Below are 17,904 nucleotides of genomic sequence, written 5' to 3' on the forward strand. Positions count from 1 at the left end.
GCTGCTCACTTTTTCGGTAATGCAGGGTTCTGCAATGAATGGCTGAAGGCCCACAAGGCGGCGTATTTGTTAAAAGTATACTGCGCATTGACACCCGCCAAAACTAAACCTTGTTTACCATCTAGAAAACCGGCACGTAATATCCAGGTTTTAAAGAATGCGCCAAGGGTATGGCTGAGAATAGAGAAGAAACTACAGCTTTTCCCTTGTCGGTGCCGCTGTTCTGCCCACGCTTGAGCATAGCCGAGCTGTTTACGCTGGAATTCGAAGAAATCACGACAGGTGAGATGTAGCAAGTCGCCGCTGAGCGGGACAATTTTGGCTTCACCAGTATTCAGGGATTCGTGGACCAGGTCATCGTTGTAGCGAAATTTTTTGGCATGATAGAGACGATTAACGCGATCGGGATACCAGCCGCTGTGACGCATAAAACGTCCGAGGAATAAATTCAAACGGCCGCAGCTATAAACCACGTTTTCATCGCTATGAGTCAGACAGGCTTCTATTGACTGACGTAGCTCTGGAGAGACTCGTTCGTCGGCATCGATCATCAAAATCATCTCGCCGCTGGCATAGCTTTGTGCCAGTTGGCGCTGCTTACCGAAGCCTTGCCAATCGGTGTTTTCAAACACTTTGGCACCGAGTTTACGGGCAAGGTCTTGTGTACCGTCACTACTGCCAGAATCTAATAAGATTATCTCATCAGCGAAACCCACTGACTTGAGACACTCTTCGAGCAGCGCAGCTTCATTTTTAGCGATCAATACAACCGACAGGCGTTTTTTGGCGGACATCAATGACTCCGTGGCGGCAGATAAGGCTCCATCAGTTCCAATAACCGATGCAATGCGCCTTGGTTTTGACGCAGGACTTCAACGGCATGGCGGCCATAGTAGAGGCGATAATCTTCATCGGTCAGCAGCGTTGAGATCTCTTTCACCAAAGAAGCGCTGTCCGTAACAGTGATTAATCCATCCGCTTGCGCCAGCTTGGCACAAATATCTTTGAAATTGAAAGTATGTGGTCCCATCAAGACAGGAATGGCGTGTGCAGCGGCTTCTAATGGATTATGTCCACCACGTTCAACCAAACTGCCACCGACGAAGGCCAAATCAGCAATGCCGTATAGCAGCATCAATTCACCCATCGTATCGCCAATCACTACTTGAGTTTGTGCTGACGGTACTTCACCGCTGCTACGCTGGATATAACTCAGCCCGACTTTGCGGGTCAGTTCGCAGGCCACCGGGAAACGTTCAGGATGGCGTGGAACCAGAATCAGCAGCAGCGTCGGGAACGTTTTTAATAATTCGCGGTGGGCGGCAAGCAGCAAGGCTTCCTCCCCATCGTGAGTACTGGTCGCAATCCATACCTGCCGACGCGAGGCCCATTGGCTTCGTAGCGTCAGCGCGCGAGCCGCTAATTTAGGGGTCACTGAGATATCGAATTTCAAGCTTCCTGTTACCGCCAAATGAGAGCGTTTTAGTCCCAACTCAACGAAACGTTCACCATCTTCGCTATTTTGCGCGGCAATCAGCGTAATTTTTCTCATGATTTTGCGAACAAAACCGCCGAGCTTGCTATAACCTTTGGCTGAACGCGCGGAAAGACGGGCGTTGGCAATCACCAGCGGTATATCACGTTTGTGTAAGGCATTGATCAGATTTGGCCATAACTCTGTTTCCATAATAATCACCAGCTTAGGGCGAACTTCATTGAGGAAACGATTAACCGAGCCAGGGAGGTCATAAGGCAGATAAACATGGTGCACATCTTTACCGAATGCCGAAACCGCCCGCTCGGAACCTGTCGGGGTCATTGTGGTCACAGTAATGGGTAAAGAAGGGTAGCGATGGCGCAGTGCGCGTACCAAAGGGATCGCGGCCAAGGTCTCGCCGACGGAAACCGAATGCAGCATAATGCCATCCGCTTCCACTTTGCCTTTACAAAAGCCGTAACGTTCGGCCCATCGTTTGCGGTAAAGCGGCGCTTTGCGGCCACGTATCCACAGACGGAGCCAGATCAAGGGCTGAATAAGGTAAAGTAATACCTGATATAAACGCAGTAACATGCTTTAGAATTCATTTATATGGGGTTGGACGAATAGTATCATACCTCAAGGTGAAAGGCGCTAATCTTGCTGGGGTCAGGGTGCTGGCGAGAGCGGTAGAAGATATCTCTGATAAGGCTAGAATGAAAAATATACTGATTATTCGGCGGGATAATATAGGCGATCTCGTTTGTACCATGCCGTTGATTGAAGGTGTTAAAAATGCCTTTCCTGACGCCAAGGTTTATTTATTGATTAATTCGGTCAGTAAAGACGTCGTTAAGAACAATCCCCATATAGAAAAGACATTCGTTTATAAAAAAGCGAAACATCGTGCGAAAAACCAATCTGCATTGAGTGTTTATCTTGAGCGCATCGGCATTTTCCTCAAGCTCAGACAAATTAGGTTTGATGCTGCGATTCTTGCTAATCCCGTTCCTTGTAAGTACAGCTTACGCCTTGCCAAGATGGCGGGAGTGAAAAACATTATTGGTGCGGAGTTAGATATAAAAGGGCTGAATTATGCCTTTAAGGATTCGGATTTTTCTGGGGAGCATCAAGTTGAGAGAACATTTAGCTACTTGAAGGCTATTTCACCACTGCCGATTCCGATTCCTGGGATTAAAGTTTATCCCGATGCAGAAGAGTTATTGTTTGCTCGTCAGCAGAAAGAACGTTTATTACCCAACTGCAGTGAAATATATGGCGTGCATATTAGTAACCGACGTCCAAAAAGTCGTTGGCCTATTGAATATTATGCTGAAGTTATCAAACGAATCACCAAAGACAGCAATAAAGGTGTTTTTGTTTTCTGGTCTCCTCAAGGAACCTTAGCGCCTGATGATGTGGGCGATCAGGTGTTGGCAGAAAAAATATCCGAGTTGTGTGGTGGTCACCAGGTTGCCCTTTATCCTACGGCGTCAGTGCGTGAGCTTATCGGTGGGTTTAGCCTTTGCCGGATGATTCTATGCAGCGATGGTGGGCAGATGCATCTGGCTTCTGCCTTGGAAAAAGATACGGTGGTGTTCTTTGGTGAAACGGATCCTGCCGCCTGGCGTCCTTGGTCCGGGAATACTCATATCTTGAAACCGGCAACCGGCGAGAGTTCGGATATTAGTGTTGATGAAGCCTGGGAAGCTATCAGTACGATGTTGTAGACCCACAATTGGTGTAAGCCGGGATTATCCCGGCTTGCTTCAGGCGTCGATTAACGCGATATATTTCTTGCAGATATAATCTAACTGATAGATGCCTAACCGCTCTTTATTGACGATAGGCGGATGTTGATACACTTCTGCCATCTTCTGGCCAAGTGAGTGGCTATCGAGCTCTGCCAGCGCGTTTTCCATCCCCATTTTTTGCAATATTTCTACCGGTCCGCCAGGACACGCGGTGCTGACTATTGGCGTGCCGCAAATTAAGGACTCAACCAATACATTGCCGAAGCCCTCGCTATCTGAACTGAGTACCAACAGCGATGCATGCTTAATATAGGGATAAGGGTTGGCTTGAAAGCCCTTAAATATGACTTTGTCCTCTACGCCCAATTTTTGGGCCAACGCTTTTAGCTTTTCAGTCAGGGCTTCTTTGCCTTGGCCAAGCAAAACGAGCGGCGCATTAATTTGGCTCTGTGCATAGGCTTCAATCAGGCGGTCATGACGTTTGGTTTCATGCAGTCGTCCAACGTGGACTATGTAAGCGTGCCCAGCGAGATCGCAGGGCGCGTTTGCCGCATCAAGAATCGCTTCGATATCAAAAGGGTTGTAGATAACACGGTAATTCGCTGGCTTGAGGGCGAACTGCTCGGTGATATCTTTTGCTACTGCTTCAGAGACGGCGACGATATTGCGTTTGTTGTAGACCTTTTTGATTTTGCGCTGTTTTAGCCAGCGGCTAAAGCCGGTGCGGTGTCCAAGATAAGAACTGGAAAACATACCGTGCAGACAGAACCAGACTTTTTCTTTCGGCAATACTTTGCTCAGGGAGACAATGCGGTCGGTCTTATGCAAGTTAGATAAAATGAGGTCAAACTCACCGGCAGCACGCACTGCACGGTCTAATTGTTTGGCCCGGCGCGATAGTTCGGTAATTTTTCGCCAAGGAGAGCGATCGTTATCGCTAATAACCTGATAATTCAAACCCGCAGGTAAGTCGTAATGGCAAACATCGCGCAGTGAAAATAGCGAAACCTGCGCGCCTTGGCGCAAAAATCCTTCCGCCAGAGTTAGGACGACTTTCTCTGCTCCACCACCGGGTAAACCATCAATAATCAGTAAGATGCGCATTAGCCGACTAACTCCTGATAAAGTGAGATGAGTTGTGATGACAAGCGTTGTGGTGTGCAATCGAGAATTTTTTCTCGGGCTTTTAGGCCTGCATTTGAACCCACTGCGTTGTCAGGTAAGGCCATCACGGCTTGCTGTAAGGCGTTGATATCGAGAGCATCGCAAACAAAACCGTTAACACCTTGGGTGATAAATTCTGCGCCGCCGCAGGTTGGGGTGGTGATCACTGGCAGACCACAGGCCATCGCCTCCAAAATGACATTAGGGAACGGGTCATACAAGGTTGGTAACAGCAATCCATCTGCCATTTGATAAAATGGTAAGGTATTTGGCTGCATACCGAGAAAATGCACACGATCGCGGCAGCCTAACGTTTGGCTCAGGTCACGATAACGTTTCTCATCTTTATCTTTTCCCACCACTAATAAATGGCGAACGGTTGGTGCGATAGCCTTGATGGCGGCATCCAATCCCTTGCGCTCAAAGCCAGAACCCACATAAATCATGCAGGTTGCGCGTGCGGGAATCGAGTGTTGGTGGCGTAACTCTATTCGTTGCTCTTCGCTGACGGGATAGAATTTCTGATTATCAATGGCGTTATAAATAACTCGAATCTTGTCAGCGGGTACGCCAAATTGCTGAATAATTTCTTGTTTTACCATGTCGGCATTGCAAATTACCGCTTTTAATTCAGGGGCGGAATACATCTCTTGTTCTGCTTGCATGACATAGCGGTGATAACGGTCTTTAAACAGATGTTTGGCTTTCCAGTTGGGTAAAATACGAGCGCGCTGTTCCAGCCAACGACGATGGACACCATCGCCAGCACGAAACAGGTCACAGCCGGGAATTCGTTCATGGCTTTGGACTAAATCGAAGTTTTCGCGTTGCCATAAAGCCCGGGCGGCGTTAGCAAAACCACGTTCGCGGCTGATACGGCCTAACTTCCATGGATCACAAATATGAACTTTCCAGTCGGGCTTAATTTCACCCTGCCATTGGCGGGTGATAACGTTAAGTTCAAGATTTTGGTCTTCTAATGCTTCTAGCGCACGGGAGACAAAACGTTCAGCACCGCCATCTGGGCGGTATTTTTGACGGACTAAAGCCAGTCGGAAATGTTTCATGATAATTGCCTTAGCGCCGCATCAATAACCGCTTGTGCAGGGATTGCATCAAGATAGCGTTCGTCAGTGTGAGTATCGATATCATCGGGGTCCGGTAACGGGCCAAAATCACCTGCCCAGATAACTTCGCCTTTGGCTTGCCACGGCCGCCAGAACGTCAGTTTGGATGGTCCGAAAAGTGCAACTAATGGCGTCTTTAATGCAGCCGCCATGTGCATTGGCACGGAGTCGACGCCAATAAATAACGCCGCTCCGTCTATCAGTGCAGCCAACTTTCGTAATGTTAATTGTCCTGCCAATGAAGTGACATTAGCTTGTGGGCATAGCGCGGTAATACGTTCAACCATTTGTAGCTCACGCGAGTCTGGCCCCGAGGTGACAACCAGCGCATAGCCTTGCTGATGCAACGCAGTGAGTGTTTGCGCCATTTTTTCTTCAGTCCAGCATTTGAAGAACCAGCGTGAAGTCGGTTGAATCACGATGTATTTGCCTTGCACGCCACGTTGAGTGAGCAGGCTTGCGACGGCTTGCTTGTCTTCTGGACTAAAACTCATGGTTGCTTGTGAGTTGAGCGGCGTAAGATTTAGCGGCGTCAAAATCGAGAGGTTTTGTTCAACTGTGTGCAAAGCATTGTGATTTTCAGTCGACACTAGCTGCGTATGACAAAATGGCCAAATCTTGCCCCGACGTTTAGGGAAATCAAAGCCTAAACGAATTGGTGCTCCACTGAGTTTAGTTACAATAGCGCTGCGCCATTGGTCCGCCAGATTGATGACCACGTCATATTGGCGTTGCATCAATTGCCTGACTAACTTGATTTCGTGGCCCATATGCGCGCGAGCTCCCTGTTTTTTCCATTGGCGGTCAATGGTAAACAGTTGGTGCAATGAAGGATGGCTGGCCAGCATATCGCGGGTTTCCAGATACATCAGCATATCGATTTCAGCATCTGGATAATGTTGAGATAGCGTATTGATGACCGGGGTTGTCAGCAACATATCACCATGATGGCGTAGCTTAATAATAAGAATACGTCGAACAGGTCTACTCATTTGCTTAGCCGAAACAGTCGTCATCATTTATCACTATCAAAGAAATTCAGACCCCGATTCTAATTGACGCCGATGGATGTGGCTACTCTTCGAGGCCTTTCTTGCGTTGGAGGGGAAAATGTCAAAGAATAGACAACTAATTAAGTCTCACGCGGTCATATCACGGGATTTAGCGTATTAAACAGATGTTCTCTTTACAGGCATTTCTATGACAAAACCGGCTTTTCTTATCACGATTGATACCGAAGGCGATAATCTTTGGCAAAATCACCAGAGTATTTCGACCGAAAATACGCGCTATTTGCCGCGTTTTCAGGCGTTGTGTGAGAAATATGGCTTCAAGCCTGTTTATCTGACCAACTACGAAATGGCCGTTGATGCCGAGTATGTTGAATTTGCCCGTGATGTTATTGCCCGGGGAACGGGTGAGGTCGGGATGCATCTGCATGCATGGAACAGCCCGCCGTTGCAGGCATTGACCGATGATGATTGGCGTCATAAGCCGTATTTAATCGAGTATCCACGAGATCTGGTGCGCGCCAAAGTCGATCACATGACTAAATTGCTGGAAGATGCCTTCCAGACCAAAATGCTAAGCCATCGTGCCGGACGCTGGGCGTTTAATGAATACTACGCTGAGTTACTGCTGGAATACGGCTATCAGGTGGATTGCTCTGTCACACCAAACGTCAACTGGGCTTTCTCGCCGGGTGACCCGCAAGGGCAGGGGGGAACGGATTATCGCCATTTCCCTGCGCAGGCCTATTTTATCGATCCGAGCAACATTGCTCGTGCTGGCCACTCTTCGTTGCTGGAAGTGCCGATGAGTATCCAGCTTAAGCATTCGGCAATGATGAATGCGTTTAAACAGGGGTACGATGCGCTGCGCGGCAAAAAACGCTCGCCTTCTGCGCTGTGGCTACGTCCATCTGGCGGTAATCTGGAAAACATGAAAAAAGTTGCCTTGCGTTGTCTGGAGCAAGGGCATGATTATGTGGAATTTATGCTGCACTCTTCCGAGTTTATGCCTGGCGGCAGCCCAACATTTAAAACGGAACAGGATATTGAGCAGCTTTATCGCGATTTGGATGGTCTGTTTAGCTGGTTAAGTGAGCGTACTCAAGGTCTAACGTTGGCCGAATATTATCAACGGAAAGTAAAATAAGATGTCGAAAAAGTGGAAGATTAAGCTTACTGATTGGTTTTTAAGACGCTATACGGCGAGATTCGGTCGCCTTCAAGATAAATCAACGTTTGACGGCAATATGCATTTTGACAATATTGTCATCTATTCCACTACGGCATTGGGGGACTTTATGTTTAACACCCCAGCGTTGCGCGCAGTACGTGAACGTTATCCTGATGCTCATATTACGCTGGTTGTGCATAAGAAGAATCAAGAGCTGGTGGAAAACGGTCGCTATTATGACCGAGTGGTTTATTGGAACAGTAAAGTCAAAACTATGGGCGAGTTAGTCAAATCGCTACGCCAACATCAGCCTGATTTAGCGTTGATTCTGCATTCGCATTTGCCTTATGACATTATCAGCGCCGTTATGGCGGGGGCAAAATATATTATCCGTGATAATTATAGTTCTGGTATCAGCGGGCTTGAAGCCTGGCTGACTAACTATATTTTCCATTATTACGGCCACTTCGTGCGCCGTAAGCTGGAGTTAATTTCTATCCTTGGCTGCCGCAGCGATGACCCAAGAATGGAAGTCCCAGTTCCTTATCAACCCGGTATTAAAAGCACTGAGCATATTAGCGTTGGCTTCCAGCTTGGTGCCTCGAGCGAGTCGCGCTGCTGGCCAGTTTCTCATTATGCTAAGTTAGCCAATATGCTGGTAGCGCAATATCCTCAAGTGCGTATTGTGCTGATTGGTGGCGGATCTTCTGAAGTTGAGAAAGCCGCGCAATTTTTACAACAAATTGACCCGTCTACCGCTGCATGTGTAGATAATCAGGTTGGCAAAACTGGGCTGCAGGCATTGATTACCTTGATTGATAGCTTCCATGTATTGGTCACTGGAGATACCGGGCCATTGCATGTCGCCGTAGCATTGCAAGTTAAAACCATTAGCCTGTTCGTGACTGCTGATTCCCGGTCAACCGGGCCAATACAGGATAACGAGCTGCACCGAATCATTCAGGTTTCGCGTACGGGTTATACTATGGACTTAGAAAAAGAAAGCCCGATGGGGGTGATTCAGCCACAGCGCATCTACGATGAAGTGGTTGACCATCTTGGCTTGAACAAGTAATGCCAATAATGCTGGCAGCTAGCGTTTCTTGAGCTGCCAGCGTATTTTTGATAGCCAGGTATCCACTTGTGGGTAGCGTAATTGCCAAACTTTCTTTGTAGGGATACTTGTTCCTTGGCAAATAGCAGCAGCGCTGCGGAAAGTCTTCAAAGTATGGCCATCGTAACGATAATAGCCATAAAGCGCTTTGGTCATACTTTTCACGTTTGCGAGACAGTTAATGATCATTAAGGCGGCAAGATTTCGTATTTGCTGATCATTTTGATGAGATATTGCAAAGCTCACCATCTTATCGATAGCAAAAAGTAAGTCGTCAATATCTTTAGGTTTGATATTACGTGTAATACTTTGGCTATTATCCCGGTAAAAATAAAAAATCTGATCCAGATGAGCAATCTTTCTGCTCTTAAAATAGATAAATGGAGTGAAGATAACATCTTCATAGCGGCGCCCTATTGGGAAGGATTCTCCCGCTAATAGGGTGTGCTTATAGACTCGGGTTGGCAGGTGCCACAATGACTTGGTAAACACGGGCGTTAGGCAGTCTAGCCCCGATTTACTAAAGTCATACTCTACGAGTTTCACCTGCTTTTGAGAGCTTGGTAGAGGAGGATGTTGGTCGAATTTTTGATAGTTGAACTCTACAATATCGTACGCTTCGTCGATAAGTATCGGACGAAGCGTGTTCAAGAAGTCAGGACTCAGCAAATCATCCCCATCAAGAAAAGCGGTGTAGCGCCCGGTGACGTGCGCTAGCCCTACGTTTCTGGCATGAGCAACGCCGCCGTTTTTCTGTGAGATAAAGGTGACTTGTGGCAGGTTAAGCGTTGCTAAATACTCTTTGACCAGCGTGCCTGAGCTGTCCGTTGAACCATCGTCGATAATCACGATTTCAACATCTGGTGTAACTTGATTTAATAATGAGCTCAGGGCCGCAACTATATAATCTTCATTATTATAGAAAGGCACAATAAAACTGATTAAGTAGGGGGATGAGCTCATACTGATTAATCCTGCTGCTTGTTTCTATTAGCGACTGATAGCACGCTAAAAATAATGACCAGGCAAAATATAGCGGTTGCTTCAATGCTGAAGAAAACAACGTCGCTAAGCCCATAAGCAAATAAGCTGACGGTGGTGCCGAGCAACAATGGGTTACGATAAGGTCTGAGTGAAGAGATGAATAGGCCTATATAAAGTGCCAGTAAAAACGCTACTCCCCATACGCCTTTAATTGAATAGGTTTCTAGCAGTTCATTGTGCATATGCACCGTGATATAAGGCATTACACCAACTAGGTTAGGGTCTTTAGCGACGATGGCTTTGATTTCATTGCCTCGTTGTTCCGCTGATTGCCCGAGAGGTGCCGCGTTCCCTGCTTGGATAGCCACTCTTTGCATTGAAACTCTGGACATGATTGAGTTATCAATTTGAGGCTGATCGGCCATCTTCAGGTTCGTTTCAAAATCTGCAATACGGTATTCTATTTCTGATTTGAATAAGAACCCGCAGGCAGCGAGTACAAAAGGTGCTGCAATGGCTAAGATAGCTTTATGCTTTTTGGAAATGAGATCTTTTGTCAGTAATATCGATAGTGCGACAGCAACCGGATAAACGAGCATTGCGGCTCGAGTTCCTGTCATAATAATTGTCGAGAAAGTGAAGATAAAGCCAACGATATAAAGTGGAAGGCGATATTTTGTCCGTAGCAACAAGATGGCGTGCATCATAGCCAGGCTAATCGCTGTCATCAGATAAGAAGCCCCGGTTGCACGGTCAAAGTTCAGTTCAACACGTTCGATATGTAGAAATAGGCCTTGATACAAACCGTAGAAATTAACAGAGAGGCCAATCATCAACGCTAGTGCAATAAACCAGTGTTTCATGTTCAGGCGCTCATTTAGCGCAATTAATAAGATAAACGCTGTGGCGATCTGTAATTTTCCCGTCCCCATATAGGCTCGATAGATATCGATGTATTCATCGGGCTGCTTGAAGTAAGTACGCCAAAGAATCGTCGCCATTCCAACAGTAAAGAATAAAATTGGCAGAACTAAATTCTGCTTATTTTTAACGTAGAACTTTAAATTTAGACAAACCGCAATAAACGCGATGTAACTGGAAACAAAAAAAAGGTTACGTCCGGCCGATAAGCCAAAGGGTATGGTACAAAACGCGATGGCGCATCCTAGATAGATCAGATAACTGAAAGCCGGGTGTGGAGTTCTTTCTGTCGACATAATTCTCTGCTTATGGCTCTAATTAAGGGGTGGTTGTGTAGGAATTTAATACATTGTCGAATTCTTTCTTAAACAAAGCGTAATTAAAGTTTTCAACCGGGTAATGACGCGCATTTTGACTCATGTTTTTATAAACTTCAGGCACAATCAATTTTTCAAATGCATCAGCACAATCTATGTGTGATAACAGTTGTGGTTTGACCAGGCTATTGGTGATTGGGCTATAAACGTCGTGCGGGAAATCAACTTTGATACCGCTTAAACGCTCGTGTTGTTCAATTGTCACGTTAGGAATGAGCCCAATACCACAGTGCCCATCTTTAATTGCTTCCGGCTGGCCATCAACCTGCGGGAAAATAACCGGGACGCCATAATAGAGCGACTCCATACATGAAAGCCCGAAGGGCTCAGTGATGGGCGTGCTCATATAAACGTCAATACGGTTAAAGAAGTTCGCTACATTATCCTGAAAACCAGAAAAGGTCACGCGGTCGTTAATTTGTAGTTTATTTGCCAACTCTTCAAACTTTTCTTTGTCAGGACCTTTACCTGCAATCTCTAGTGTGACGTTATGGCCGCGTTGCAGTAGCTCTTTCATCATTAGCAGCGTGACGCTAATACCTTTTAGCGTTACCAAGCGCGAGGCGCTACCTATTCTTATCGGTTGACCCAACGATTTGGGCTGAGGGTTGATACCCTCCGGCGTTTGGATACGATTTATCACTACCTGCGGAGTAATAGGTAAGTTAAAACGCAGTTCCATGACGCGTTTAGAGGCATAAGATGCAGAAATGCATCCATCTAACATGGCAAAGAAGTCTAACGTTTTATGATTTTTAGCGTAGCGCCAGGAACAGCCATGATCATAATAGAGTAATTTCCCACGCTTAGGTTTAGCTGACAGGCCTGGTATTAAGTCCCAGACGATGATCACATCAGCGTTCGCTTTTTCTATTTTTCTTTTTAGCCAATACTTTCTTAGAAACTGTGGGCAGCGTAAAGGCAGGGCACTAAAGAGTCGGTTAGCGAAAGTGATTTTTTGGTGGGATATTTGTTTACTAATTTCTTCGCCAACTTCACTGCTAACACAAATCACCTCATTGCTGCCATCGGTTGTATCGTTGATGTACTGCAAAAATAGGCGTTCAACGCCGCCCATTTTTCCCAGATTGATAATATGCAGTTTCTTCATCACATAACCTTGTGAAATGTAGACAACACGAATTTGGCATCTATAGACGCCATTTTCTTGTCTGGTGCAATGATTGAGTGCTGGTTTAACCCATATCCGCCAATCAACCCTGGGTCTGTCGGGCCGTATAAAGTAATGTTAGGGCGGTCGAGAGCGGCGGTTAAATGGCTCAGACCGGTATCTACTGATACCACGGCTTTAGCACCAACTAACACCTCTGCTACCTGTTGCAAGCTTAGCTTGGGTAGCACCTCCACGTAGTCAAAATCTGCAGCAAGACGTAAGGCACGCTGATGTTCGTGCTCTGCTCCCCACGGCAATTTGATGCGAATATTATCTTTTGCCAGTAACCCAATCAATTCTCGCCAGTGGCTTTCCGGCCAGTGTTTATCGTCACGCGTTGTGGCGTGCAAGAACACCAGATATCGACCAGCATCGGCCGGAGGGTGTGCCAGAAAACGTGAGGCAATAGCATAATCACCTTGCGTCTCTGGCTTTGTATAACCGAGACTTTTGGCAAAGAGCAGGCGTATGCGCTCTACCGCGTGTAGCTCCCAGCTTACACTATGTTTTTGGTGATAAAACCAGCGAGCGAAAGGTTCTCGCGCGCTTTTTGAGTCCATGCCATGTTTGGGACCTTTGGCCGCGCGAGTCACTAATAGAGCGCTTTTCATCAACCCTTGGGCATCGATGACGATATCGTAGGTATGGCGCTGTAACTCGTTTTTGAAATCGTAGCGCTGCTGGCGAATCTCGGGACTAAACCAATTTTTACGCCAACGGCGGATAGCTACCGGGATCACGCGATCGACGGCCGGGTGCCAACTAGGGATCTGTGCAAAGCCTTCTTCGACCACCCAATCAAATTTGATATCTGGGATAGCCTGCATCGCATCGGTGAGCGCGGGGAGGGTGTGAAGCACATCACCCATCGATGATGTTTTGACGATTAGAACCCGCATTGCTGCTCCTTGTTAACGGCCAGCAGCAGCTGTTCCAGTTCGTGGTAAACCTGTTCAGGTTGAATATCAATCAGACTTTGGTGGTAGCCTTGTTCCGCATCACCTTTACGGATTTTATGATAGCCGGTGATCAGACGAATAACTTTGGCATGATGGCTCAGCGGTGGGGTGAAATCCGGGCTGCTCGGCCCGTACAGCGCCACTAACGGCTTGTTGAGCGCAGCTGCAACATGCATCAAACCTGAATCATTGGTCACGATTGCCTGGCAACTGGCGATTAATACCACAGCCTGATCCAGCGAAGTTTTACCCGCAATATTGAGGCAGAAATGTTGCGCATCGGCGGTCAGTTTACCGCGGATATCTTCCCCGGCAGCGTGGTCCTTGGCTGAGCCAAATAGCACCACTTGATAGCCTTCAGCAATCAGTTTTTCCGCCAATGTTGCGTAGTGGTAATGTGGCCAACGTTTGGCTGGGCCGAATTCCGCACCGGGGCAAAAACCGATCAACGGACGTTCCGCAGTTAGCGAAAATGCCTGAGCAACATCAACCTTTTCTGCGTCATTAACTTGCAACTGAGGCCATAGCAGCGGCTGGGGAAGGTCGGCGGCGGAACGGATTTGAGCCGCATCGTAACCTAGCGCCGCATAACGTTGCACCATTAACGGGAAGGCGCTTTTGTCCAGCTTACGTATATCGTTTAACAGGCCGTAACGCATTTCGCCTTTCCAGCCAGTGCGCGTTGGCACGTTGGCAAAAAAAGGCACCAGCGCTGATTTAAACGAATTGGGTAACACAAAAGCGTGCTGATAATGCTCAGCACGTAATGCGATACCTAAGCGACGGCGCTCTCCAAGTTGCAACGCGCCGTGCCCGAGGGGCATCGGCAGCGCTTGTCTGACTTCCGGCATTCTATCGAGCAATGGACGGCACCAAGCGGGTGCCATCACATCAATTACCGCGGCGGGATTATTCGCCTTAATGGTGCGGTAGAGACTTTGCGACATCATCATGTCGCCAACCCAAGAAGGGCCAATGACCAGCATTTTCATACCGTTAATACGTCCTCGCGGCGTTAAAGATTACGCTGAGCGGTTGAGCCAGCTCATGTACTCTGTCACGCCTTCGGCGACGGTTTTAAACGGCTTGTCATAACCGGCTTTACGCAGTGCAGTGGTATCCGCCTGAGTAAATGCCTGATAACGGCCTTTGAGTTTTTCTGGGAATGGGATGGTTTCGATAGTGCCGGTCTGATGATAGGCCACGACAGCGTCTGCGACAGCCTGGAAGGATTCAGCCCGGCCGGTACCGCAGTTGAAAATACCGGATTTACCGTTTTGCCAGAACCACAGGTTAACCGCAGCGACGTCACCTACATAGATGAAATCGCGTTTGAACGCTTCGCTACCGGCGAACAGTTTTGGATTCTCACCGGCATTGATTTGGTTATTCAGATGGAAAGCAACGCTCGCCATGCTGCCCTTATGGGCTTCACGCGGCCCATAAACATTGAAGTAGCGGAAACCACAAATCTGAGACTCCGCGTGCGGTAGGATCTCGCGCACGTACTGGTCGAAGAGGAATTTAGAGTAACCGTAAACATTCAGCGGCTGTTCGTATTTGCGGTCTTCAACAAAACTCAGGTTCTGGCTGCCGTAAGTGGCGGCAGATGAGGCATACAGGAACGGAATGCTGCGATCCAGGCAGTAATGCAGCAGGTCTTTCGAGTACTGATAGTTGTTATCCATCATGTACTTGCCATCCCACTCGGTAGTTGATGAACACGCGCCTTCATGGAAGATGGCGTCGATATCACCCAAATCATCACCGGCGATAATGCTGGCGATAAAGTCTTCTTTATCGGCGTAATCAGCGATATCAAGGTCGACCAGATTGGCGAACTTAGTGCCATCTTTCAGATTATCGACCACTAAAATATCGCGATAACCGATATCGTTGAGTGATTTGATGATGTTGCTGCCAATAAAACCAGCGCCGCCAGTAACGATAATCATGATAAATACCTTAAATTGTGGAGAGCTTGGCACCATGCCAGCCTACTGAATGGTCATATCATAGCACTTCATGGTTTTACGAACATGGGGAAGCTATCCGATTAGGTTGATCCGCAAACTTCCCACGCTAAGAGCCTATCCCATTAGGGCTATTTAATTTGCCATGTTGAACCTGGGTTGTGCTCGAAATCCGTGCCCAACATGTCTGTAATAATAACGTGTACTGGGATAGTTTCTAAGTCGTGACATATGCTGCATTTATGAGATTTTCCCGCGTGCTTTATCGTTATTCCTCTTTTTGATTAGTAGTCTATCTGGTGAATAGGCCACTATCAGGAGATAACGTCATGCCTGCATCATTCTACCGCCAGTTAGAGCAAGAATTGGATCGCGCCCGAACTGAAGGATTGTTTAAAGAAGAACGTGTACTGATTTCTGCTCAACAAGCGGAGATTGCGGTTGCCGATGGCAGTAAAGTCATCAACTTTTGTGCCAATAACTATCTCGGGTTGGCAAACCATCCTCAGTTAATTAATGCCGCCAAAGCGGGACTGGATTCTCACGGCTTTGGTATGGCATCGGTACGTTTTATTTGTGGCACACAAGATAGCCATAAGCAGCTTGAACAGCGGCTGGCCGATTTTCTCGGGATGGATGATGCCATTCTTTATTCCTCTTGTTTTGATGCCAACGGTGGATTGTTTGAAACCTTACTTGGCCCAGAGGATGCCATTATTTCAGACGCGTTAAACCACGCTTCGATTATCGACGGTGTTCGCCTATGTAAAGCGCAGCGCTATCGCTATGCCAATAACGATATGGTGGAACTTAAAAATTGCCTGCAACAGGCCAAAGCCGCGGGTGCCCGGCACATATTGATTGCCACCGATGGCGTGTTCTCTATGGATGGCGTGATTGCCAATCTGCGCGGGGTTTGCGATTTGGCCGACGAGTATGATGCGTTGGTGATGGTCGATGATTCTCACGCTGTCGGTTTTGTTGGCCAGCAAGGACGTGGTACTCACGAATATTGCGATGTGATGGGTAGAGTAGACATTATTACCGGCACGCTTGGTAAAGCGCTTGGCGGCGCTTCTGGCGGTTATACCGCGGCGCGTAAAGAAGTGGTGGAGTGGTTGCGCCAGCGCTCTCGTCCCTATTTATTCTCTAATTCGTTGGCCCCTTCGATTGTTGCCGCCTCATTAGCGGTATTGGACCTGTTGGAGCAGGGCGATGCCTTGCGCGACCGACTGTGGGAGAACGCCCGCCTGTTCCGTCAGTTAATGAATGATGCTGGTTTTACCTTGGCGGGGGCCGATCACGCCATTATTCCAGTGATGCTGGGTGACGCTAAATTGGCGCAACAGTTTGCCAGCCGTTTGCAGCAAAAAGGCATTTATGTCACTGGGTTCTTCTATCCGGTTGTCCCGAAAGATCAGGCTCGAATCCGCACCCAAATCTCTGCGGCTCATAGTCGTGAGCAGATTGAGCAGGCGGTCGCTGCGTTCGTGGCAGTAGGTAAAGAGCTGGGTGTGATTGCCTGAAGCTCACTTTCTGAAGCCCCATGTTTGAAGACCAATGTTTGATGATTAGTGCCTGAAGGTGTCAACGTCTGAGGAGCAAAGAATGAAAGCATTAGCCAAATTACATCGTGAGCAGGGCATCTGGATGACCGATGCACCACAGCCTGAGCCGGGCCATAACGATTTACTGATTAAAATACGCAAAACGGCGATCTGCGGTACCGATGTTCACATTTATAACTGGGACGACTGGTCACAAAAAACGATTCCTGTCCCCATGGTTGTGGGGCATGAATATGTCGGTGAAGTGGTCGGGATAGGCCAAGAGGTGAAGGGCTTTGCTATTGGCGACCGTGTTTCTGGAGAGGGGCATATTACCTGCGGGCATTGTCGCAACTGCCGCGGTGGCCGCACGCATCTTTGCCGTAATACCCAAGGCGTAGGGGTAAACCGCCCAGGCGCGTTTGCCGAGTATCTGGTATTGCCTGCGTTCAATGCTTTCAAAATTCCTGACAATATTTCTGATGATTTAGCCGCCATTTTTGACCCATTAGGCAACGCGGTACATACCGCGCTGTCTTTTGACCTGGTCGGCGAGGATGTGCTGATTTGCGGTGCTGGGCCTATTGGTATTATGGCCGCGGCAATTTGCAAACACGTCGGTGCACGACATGTCGTGATCACCGATATGAATGAATATCGCTTGGCATTGGCACGTAAAATGGGCGTGACTCGCGCGGTGAACGTGAAGGAAGAGCGTCTGGAAGAGGTGATGGCAAGTCTCGGTATGACCGAGGGCTTTGACGTTGGTTTGGAAATGTCAGGTGCGCCGGCCGGATTCCGTTCGATGCTCAATGCAATGAATCACGGAGGACGTATTGCGATGCTGGGTATTCCACCGTCCGATATGTCAATTGATTGGAATCAGGTGATTTTCAAAGGGCTATTTATCAAAGGGATCTATGGCCGAGAAATGTTTGAGACGTGGTACAAAATGGCGGCGTTGATTCAGTCTGGTTTAGATTTAACGCCACTTATCACCCATCACTTCCCGATTGATCAATTCCAACAAGGTTTTGATGCGATGCGTTCGGGACAATCAGGGAAGGTGATTCTTAACTGGGAGTGATGTATTACGCCTTCCCTTATTCAATAAGGGAAGGCAGTAAAGGACCGTGATTCTTTGCTGATAAT

General features: G+C 47.7%; 16 protein-coding genes. 5 read left to right on the forward strand and 11 right to left on the reverse strand.

The window, feature by feature from the left end; all coding sequences use genetic code 11:
- Positions 1 to 5: 5 nt before the first annotated feature.
- Together ACL9RG_RS16155 and waaA are read right to left on the reverse strand one after the other, a co-directional pair.
- The gene (locus ACL9RG_RS16155) at positions 6 to 794 is read right to left on the reverse strand and encodes a glycosyltransferase family 2 protein (RefSeq protein WP_422793651.1); all 789 of its coding nucleotides are present in this window, start codon (positions 792 to 794) and stop codon (positions 6 to 8) included.
- Positions 794 to 2,071 (reverse strand): lipid IV(A) 3-deoxy-D-manno-octulosonic acid transferase, encoded by a 1,278-nt coding sequence (gene waaA / locus ACL9RG_RS16160; RefSeq protein WP_422793652.1) that lies wholly within the window; start codon positions 2,069 to 2,071, stop codon positions 794 to 796. The genes ACL9RG_RS16155 and waaA overlap by 1 nt, the downstream gene beginning before the upstream one ends.
- A 122-nt stretch (positions 2,072 to 2,193) precedes the next feature.
- On the opposite strand from waaA, the gene ACL9RG_RS16165 reads away from it, so the two are divergent.
- Positions 2,194 to 3,207 carry a glycosyltransferase family 9 protein gene (locus tag ACL9RG_RS16165; RefSeq protein WP_422793711.1) on the forward strand — a complete coding sequence of 338 codons (1,014 nt, stop codon included), beginning with the start codon at positions 2,194 to 2,196 and terminating at the stop codon, positions 3,205 to 3,207.
- Between the two features lie 39 nt (positions 3,208 to 3,246).
- Here ACL9RG_RS16165 and ACL9RG_RS16170 read toward each other — a convergent pair whose 3' ends face one another.
- From ACL9RG_RS16170 to rfaQ, 3 genes are read right to left on the reverse strand one after another with little or no spacing between them, the layout of a single operon-like run.
- A complete protein-coding gene (locus tag ACL9RG_RS16170) occupies positions 3,247 to 4,335 on the reverse strand; it encodes a glycosyltransferase (RefSeq protein ID WP_422793653.1) in 1,089 nt (362 codons plus the stop codon).
- Positions 4,335 to 5,462 carry a glycosyltransferase family 4 protein gene (locus ACL9RG_RS16175; protein WP_422793654.1) on the reverse strand — a complete coding sequence of 376 codons (1,128 nt, stop codon included), beginning with the start codon at positions 5,460 to 5,462 and terminating at the stop codon, positions 4,335 to 4,337. Before ACL9RG_RS16175 ends, ACL9RG_RS16170 begins: the two co-directional genes overlap by 1 nt.
- Entirely contained in the window at positions 5,459 to 6,541 is a 1,083-nt protein-coding gene (rfaQ, locus tag ACL9RG_RS16180; protein WP_422793655.1) for a putative lipopolysaccharide heptosyltransferase III, read from the reverse strand. The genes ACL9RG_RS16175 and rfaQ overlap by 4 nt, the downstream gene beginning before the upstream one ends.
- Positions 6,542 to 6,722: 181 nt before the next feature.
- On the opposite strand from rfaQ, the gene ACL9RG_RS16185 reads away from it, so the two are divergent.
- On the forward strand, positions 6,723 to 7,679 hold the full coding sequence (locus ACL9RG_RS16185) for a polysaccharide deacetylase family protein (RefSeq protein ID WP_422793656.1): 957 nt from the start codon (positions 6,723 to 6,725) through the stop codon (positions 7,677 to 7,679).
- 1 nt (position 7,680) lies between these two features.
- Positions 7,681 to 8,778, forward strand: coding sequence for a glycosyltransferase family 9 protein (locus ACL9RG_RS16190; RefSeq protein WP_422793657.1), 1,098 nt, complete (start codon positions 7,681 to 7,683; stop codon positions 8,776 to 8,778).
- An 18-nt stretch (positions 8,779 to 8,796) separates the two neighbouring features.
- Here the strand turns inward: ACL9RG_RS16190 and ACL9RG_RS16195 are convergent, their stop codons facing one another.
- The 6 genes from ACL9RG_RS16195 to rfaD are packed head-to-tail and all read right to left on the reverse strand — an operon-like array spanning position 8,797 to position 15,187.
- Complete coding sequence (locus tag ACL9RG_RS16195; RefSeq protein ID WP_422793658.1) at positions 8,797 to 9,780, reverse strand: glycosyltransferase family 2 protein; 984 nt, start codon at positions 9,778 to 9,780, stop codon at positions 8,797 to 8,799.
- A gap of 5 nt (positions 9,781 to 9,785) precedes the next feature.
- Positions 9,786 to 11,018 (reverse strand): O-antigen ligase family protein, encoded by a 1,233-nt coding sequence (locus ACL9RG_RS16200; RefSeq protein ID WP_422793659.1) that lies wholly within the window; start codon positions 11,016 to 11,018, stop codon positions 9,786 to 9,788.
- Positions 11,019 to 11,040: 22 nt separating this feature from the next.
- Positions 11,041 to 12,210 (reverse strand): glycosyltransferase, encoded by a 1,170-nt coding sequence (locus ACL9RG_RS16205; RefSeq protein ID WP_422793660.1) that lies wholly within the window; start codon positions 12,208 to 12,210, stop codon positions 11,041 to 11,043.
- Positions 12,210 to 13,172 (reverse strand): lipopolysaccharide heptosyltransferase RfaC, encoded by a 963-nt coding sequence (gene rfaC / locus ACL9RG_RS16210; protein ID WP_422793661.1) that lies wholly within the window; start codon positions 13,170 to 13,172, stop codon positions 12,210 to 12,212. The genes ACL9RG_RS16205 and rfaC overlap by 1 nt, the downstream gene beginning before the upstream one ends.
- Entirely contained in the window at positions 13,160 to 14,224 is a 1,065-nt protein-coding gene (rfaF, locus tag ACL9RG_RS16215; protein WP_422793662.1) for an ADP-heptose--LPS heptosyltransferase RfaF, read from the reverse strand. Before rfaF ends, rfaC begins: the two co-directional genes overlap by 13 nt.
- Before the next feature lie 30 nt (positions 14,225 to 14,254).
- Positions 14,255 to 15,187, reverse strand: coding sequence for an ADP-glyceromanno-heptose 6-epimerase (gene rfaD / locus ACL9RG_RS16220; protein WP_422793663.1), 933 nt, complete (start codon positions 15,185 to 15,187; stop codon positions 14,255 to 14,257).
- Positions 15,188 to 15,534: 347 nt separating this feature from the next.
- Between rfaD and ACL9RG_RS16225 the strand changes: the two genes are divergently transcribed.
- Complete coding sequence (locus ACL9RG_RS16225) at positions 15,535 to 16,731, forward strand: glycine C-acetyltransferase (protein WP_422793664.1); 1,197 nt, start codon at positions 15,535 to 15,537, stop codon at positions 16,729 to 16,731.
- Between the two features lie 82 nt (positions 16,732 to 16,813).
- A complete protein-coding gene (tdh, locus tag ACL9RG_RS16230) occupies positions 16,814 to 17,839 on the forward strand; it encodes an L-threonine 3-dehydrogenase (RefSeq protein ID WP_422793665.1) in 1,026 nt (341 codons plus the stop codon).
- Positions 17,840 to 17,904: the final 65 nt, after the last annotated feature.

The organism is Rouxiella sp. Mn2063, from assembly GCF_049319665.1.
Lineage (GTDB): Bacteria > Pseudomonadota > Gammaproteobacteria > Enterobacterales > Enterobacteriaceae > JBMOUD01.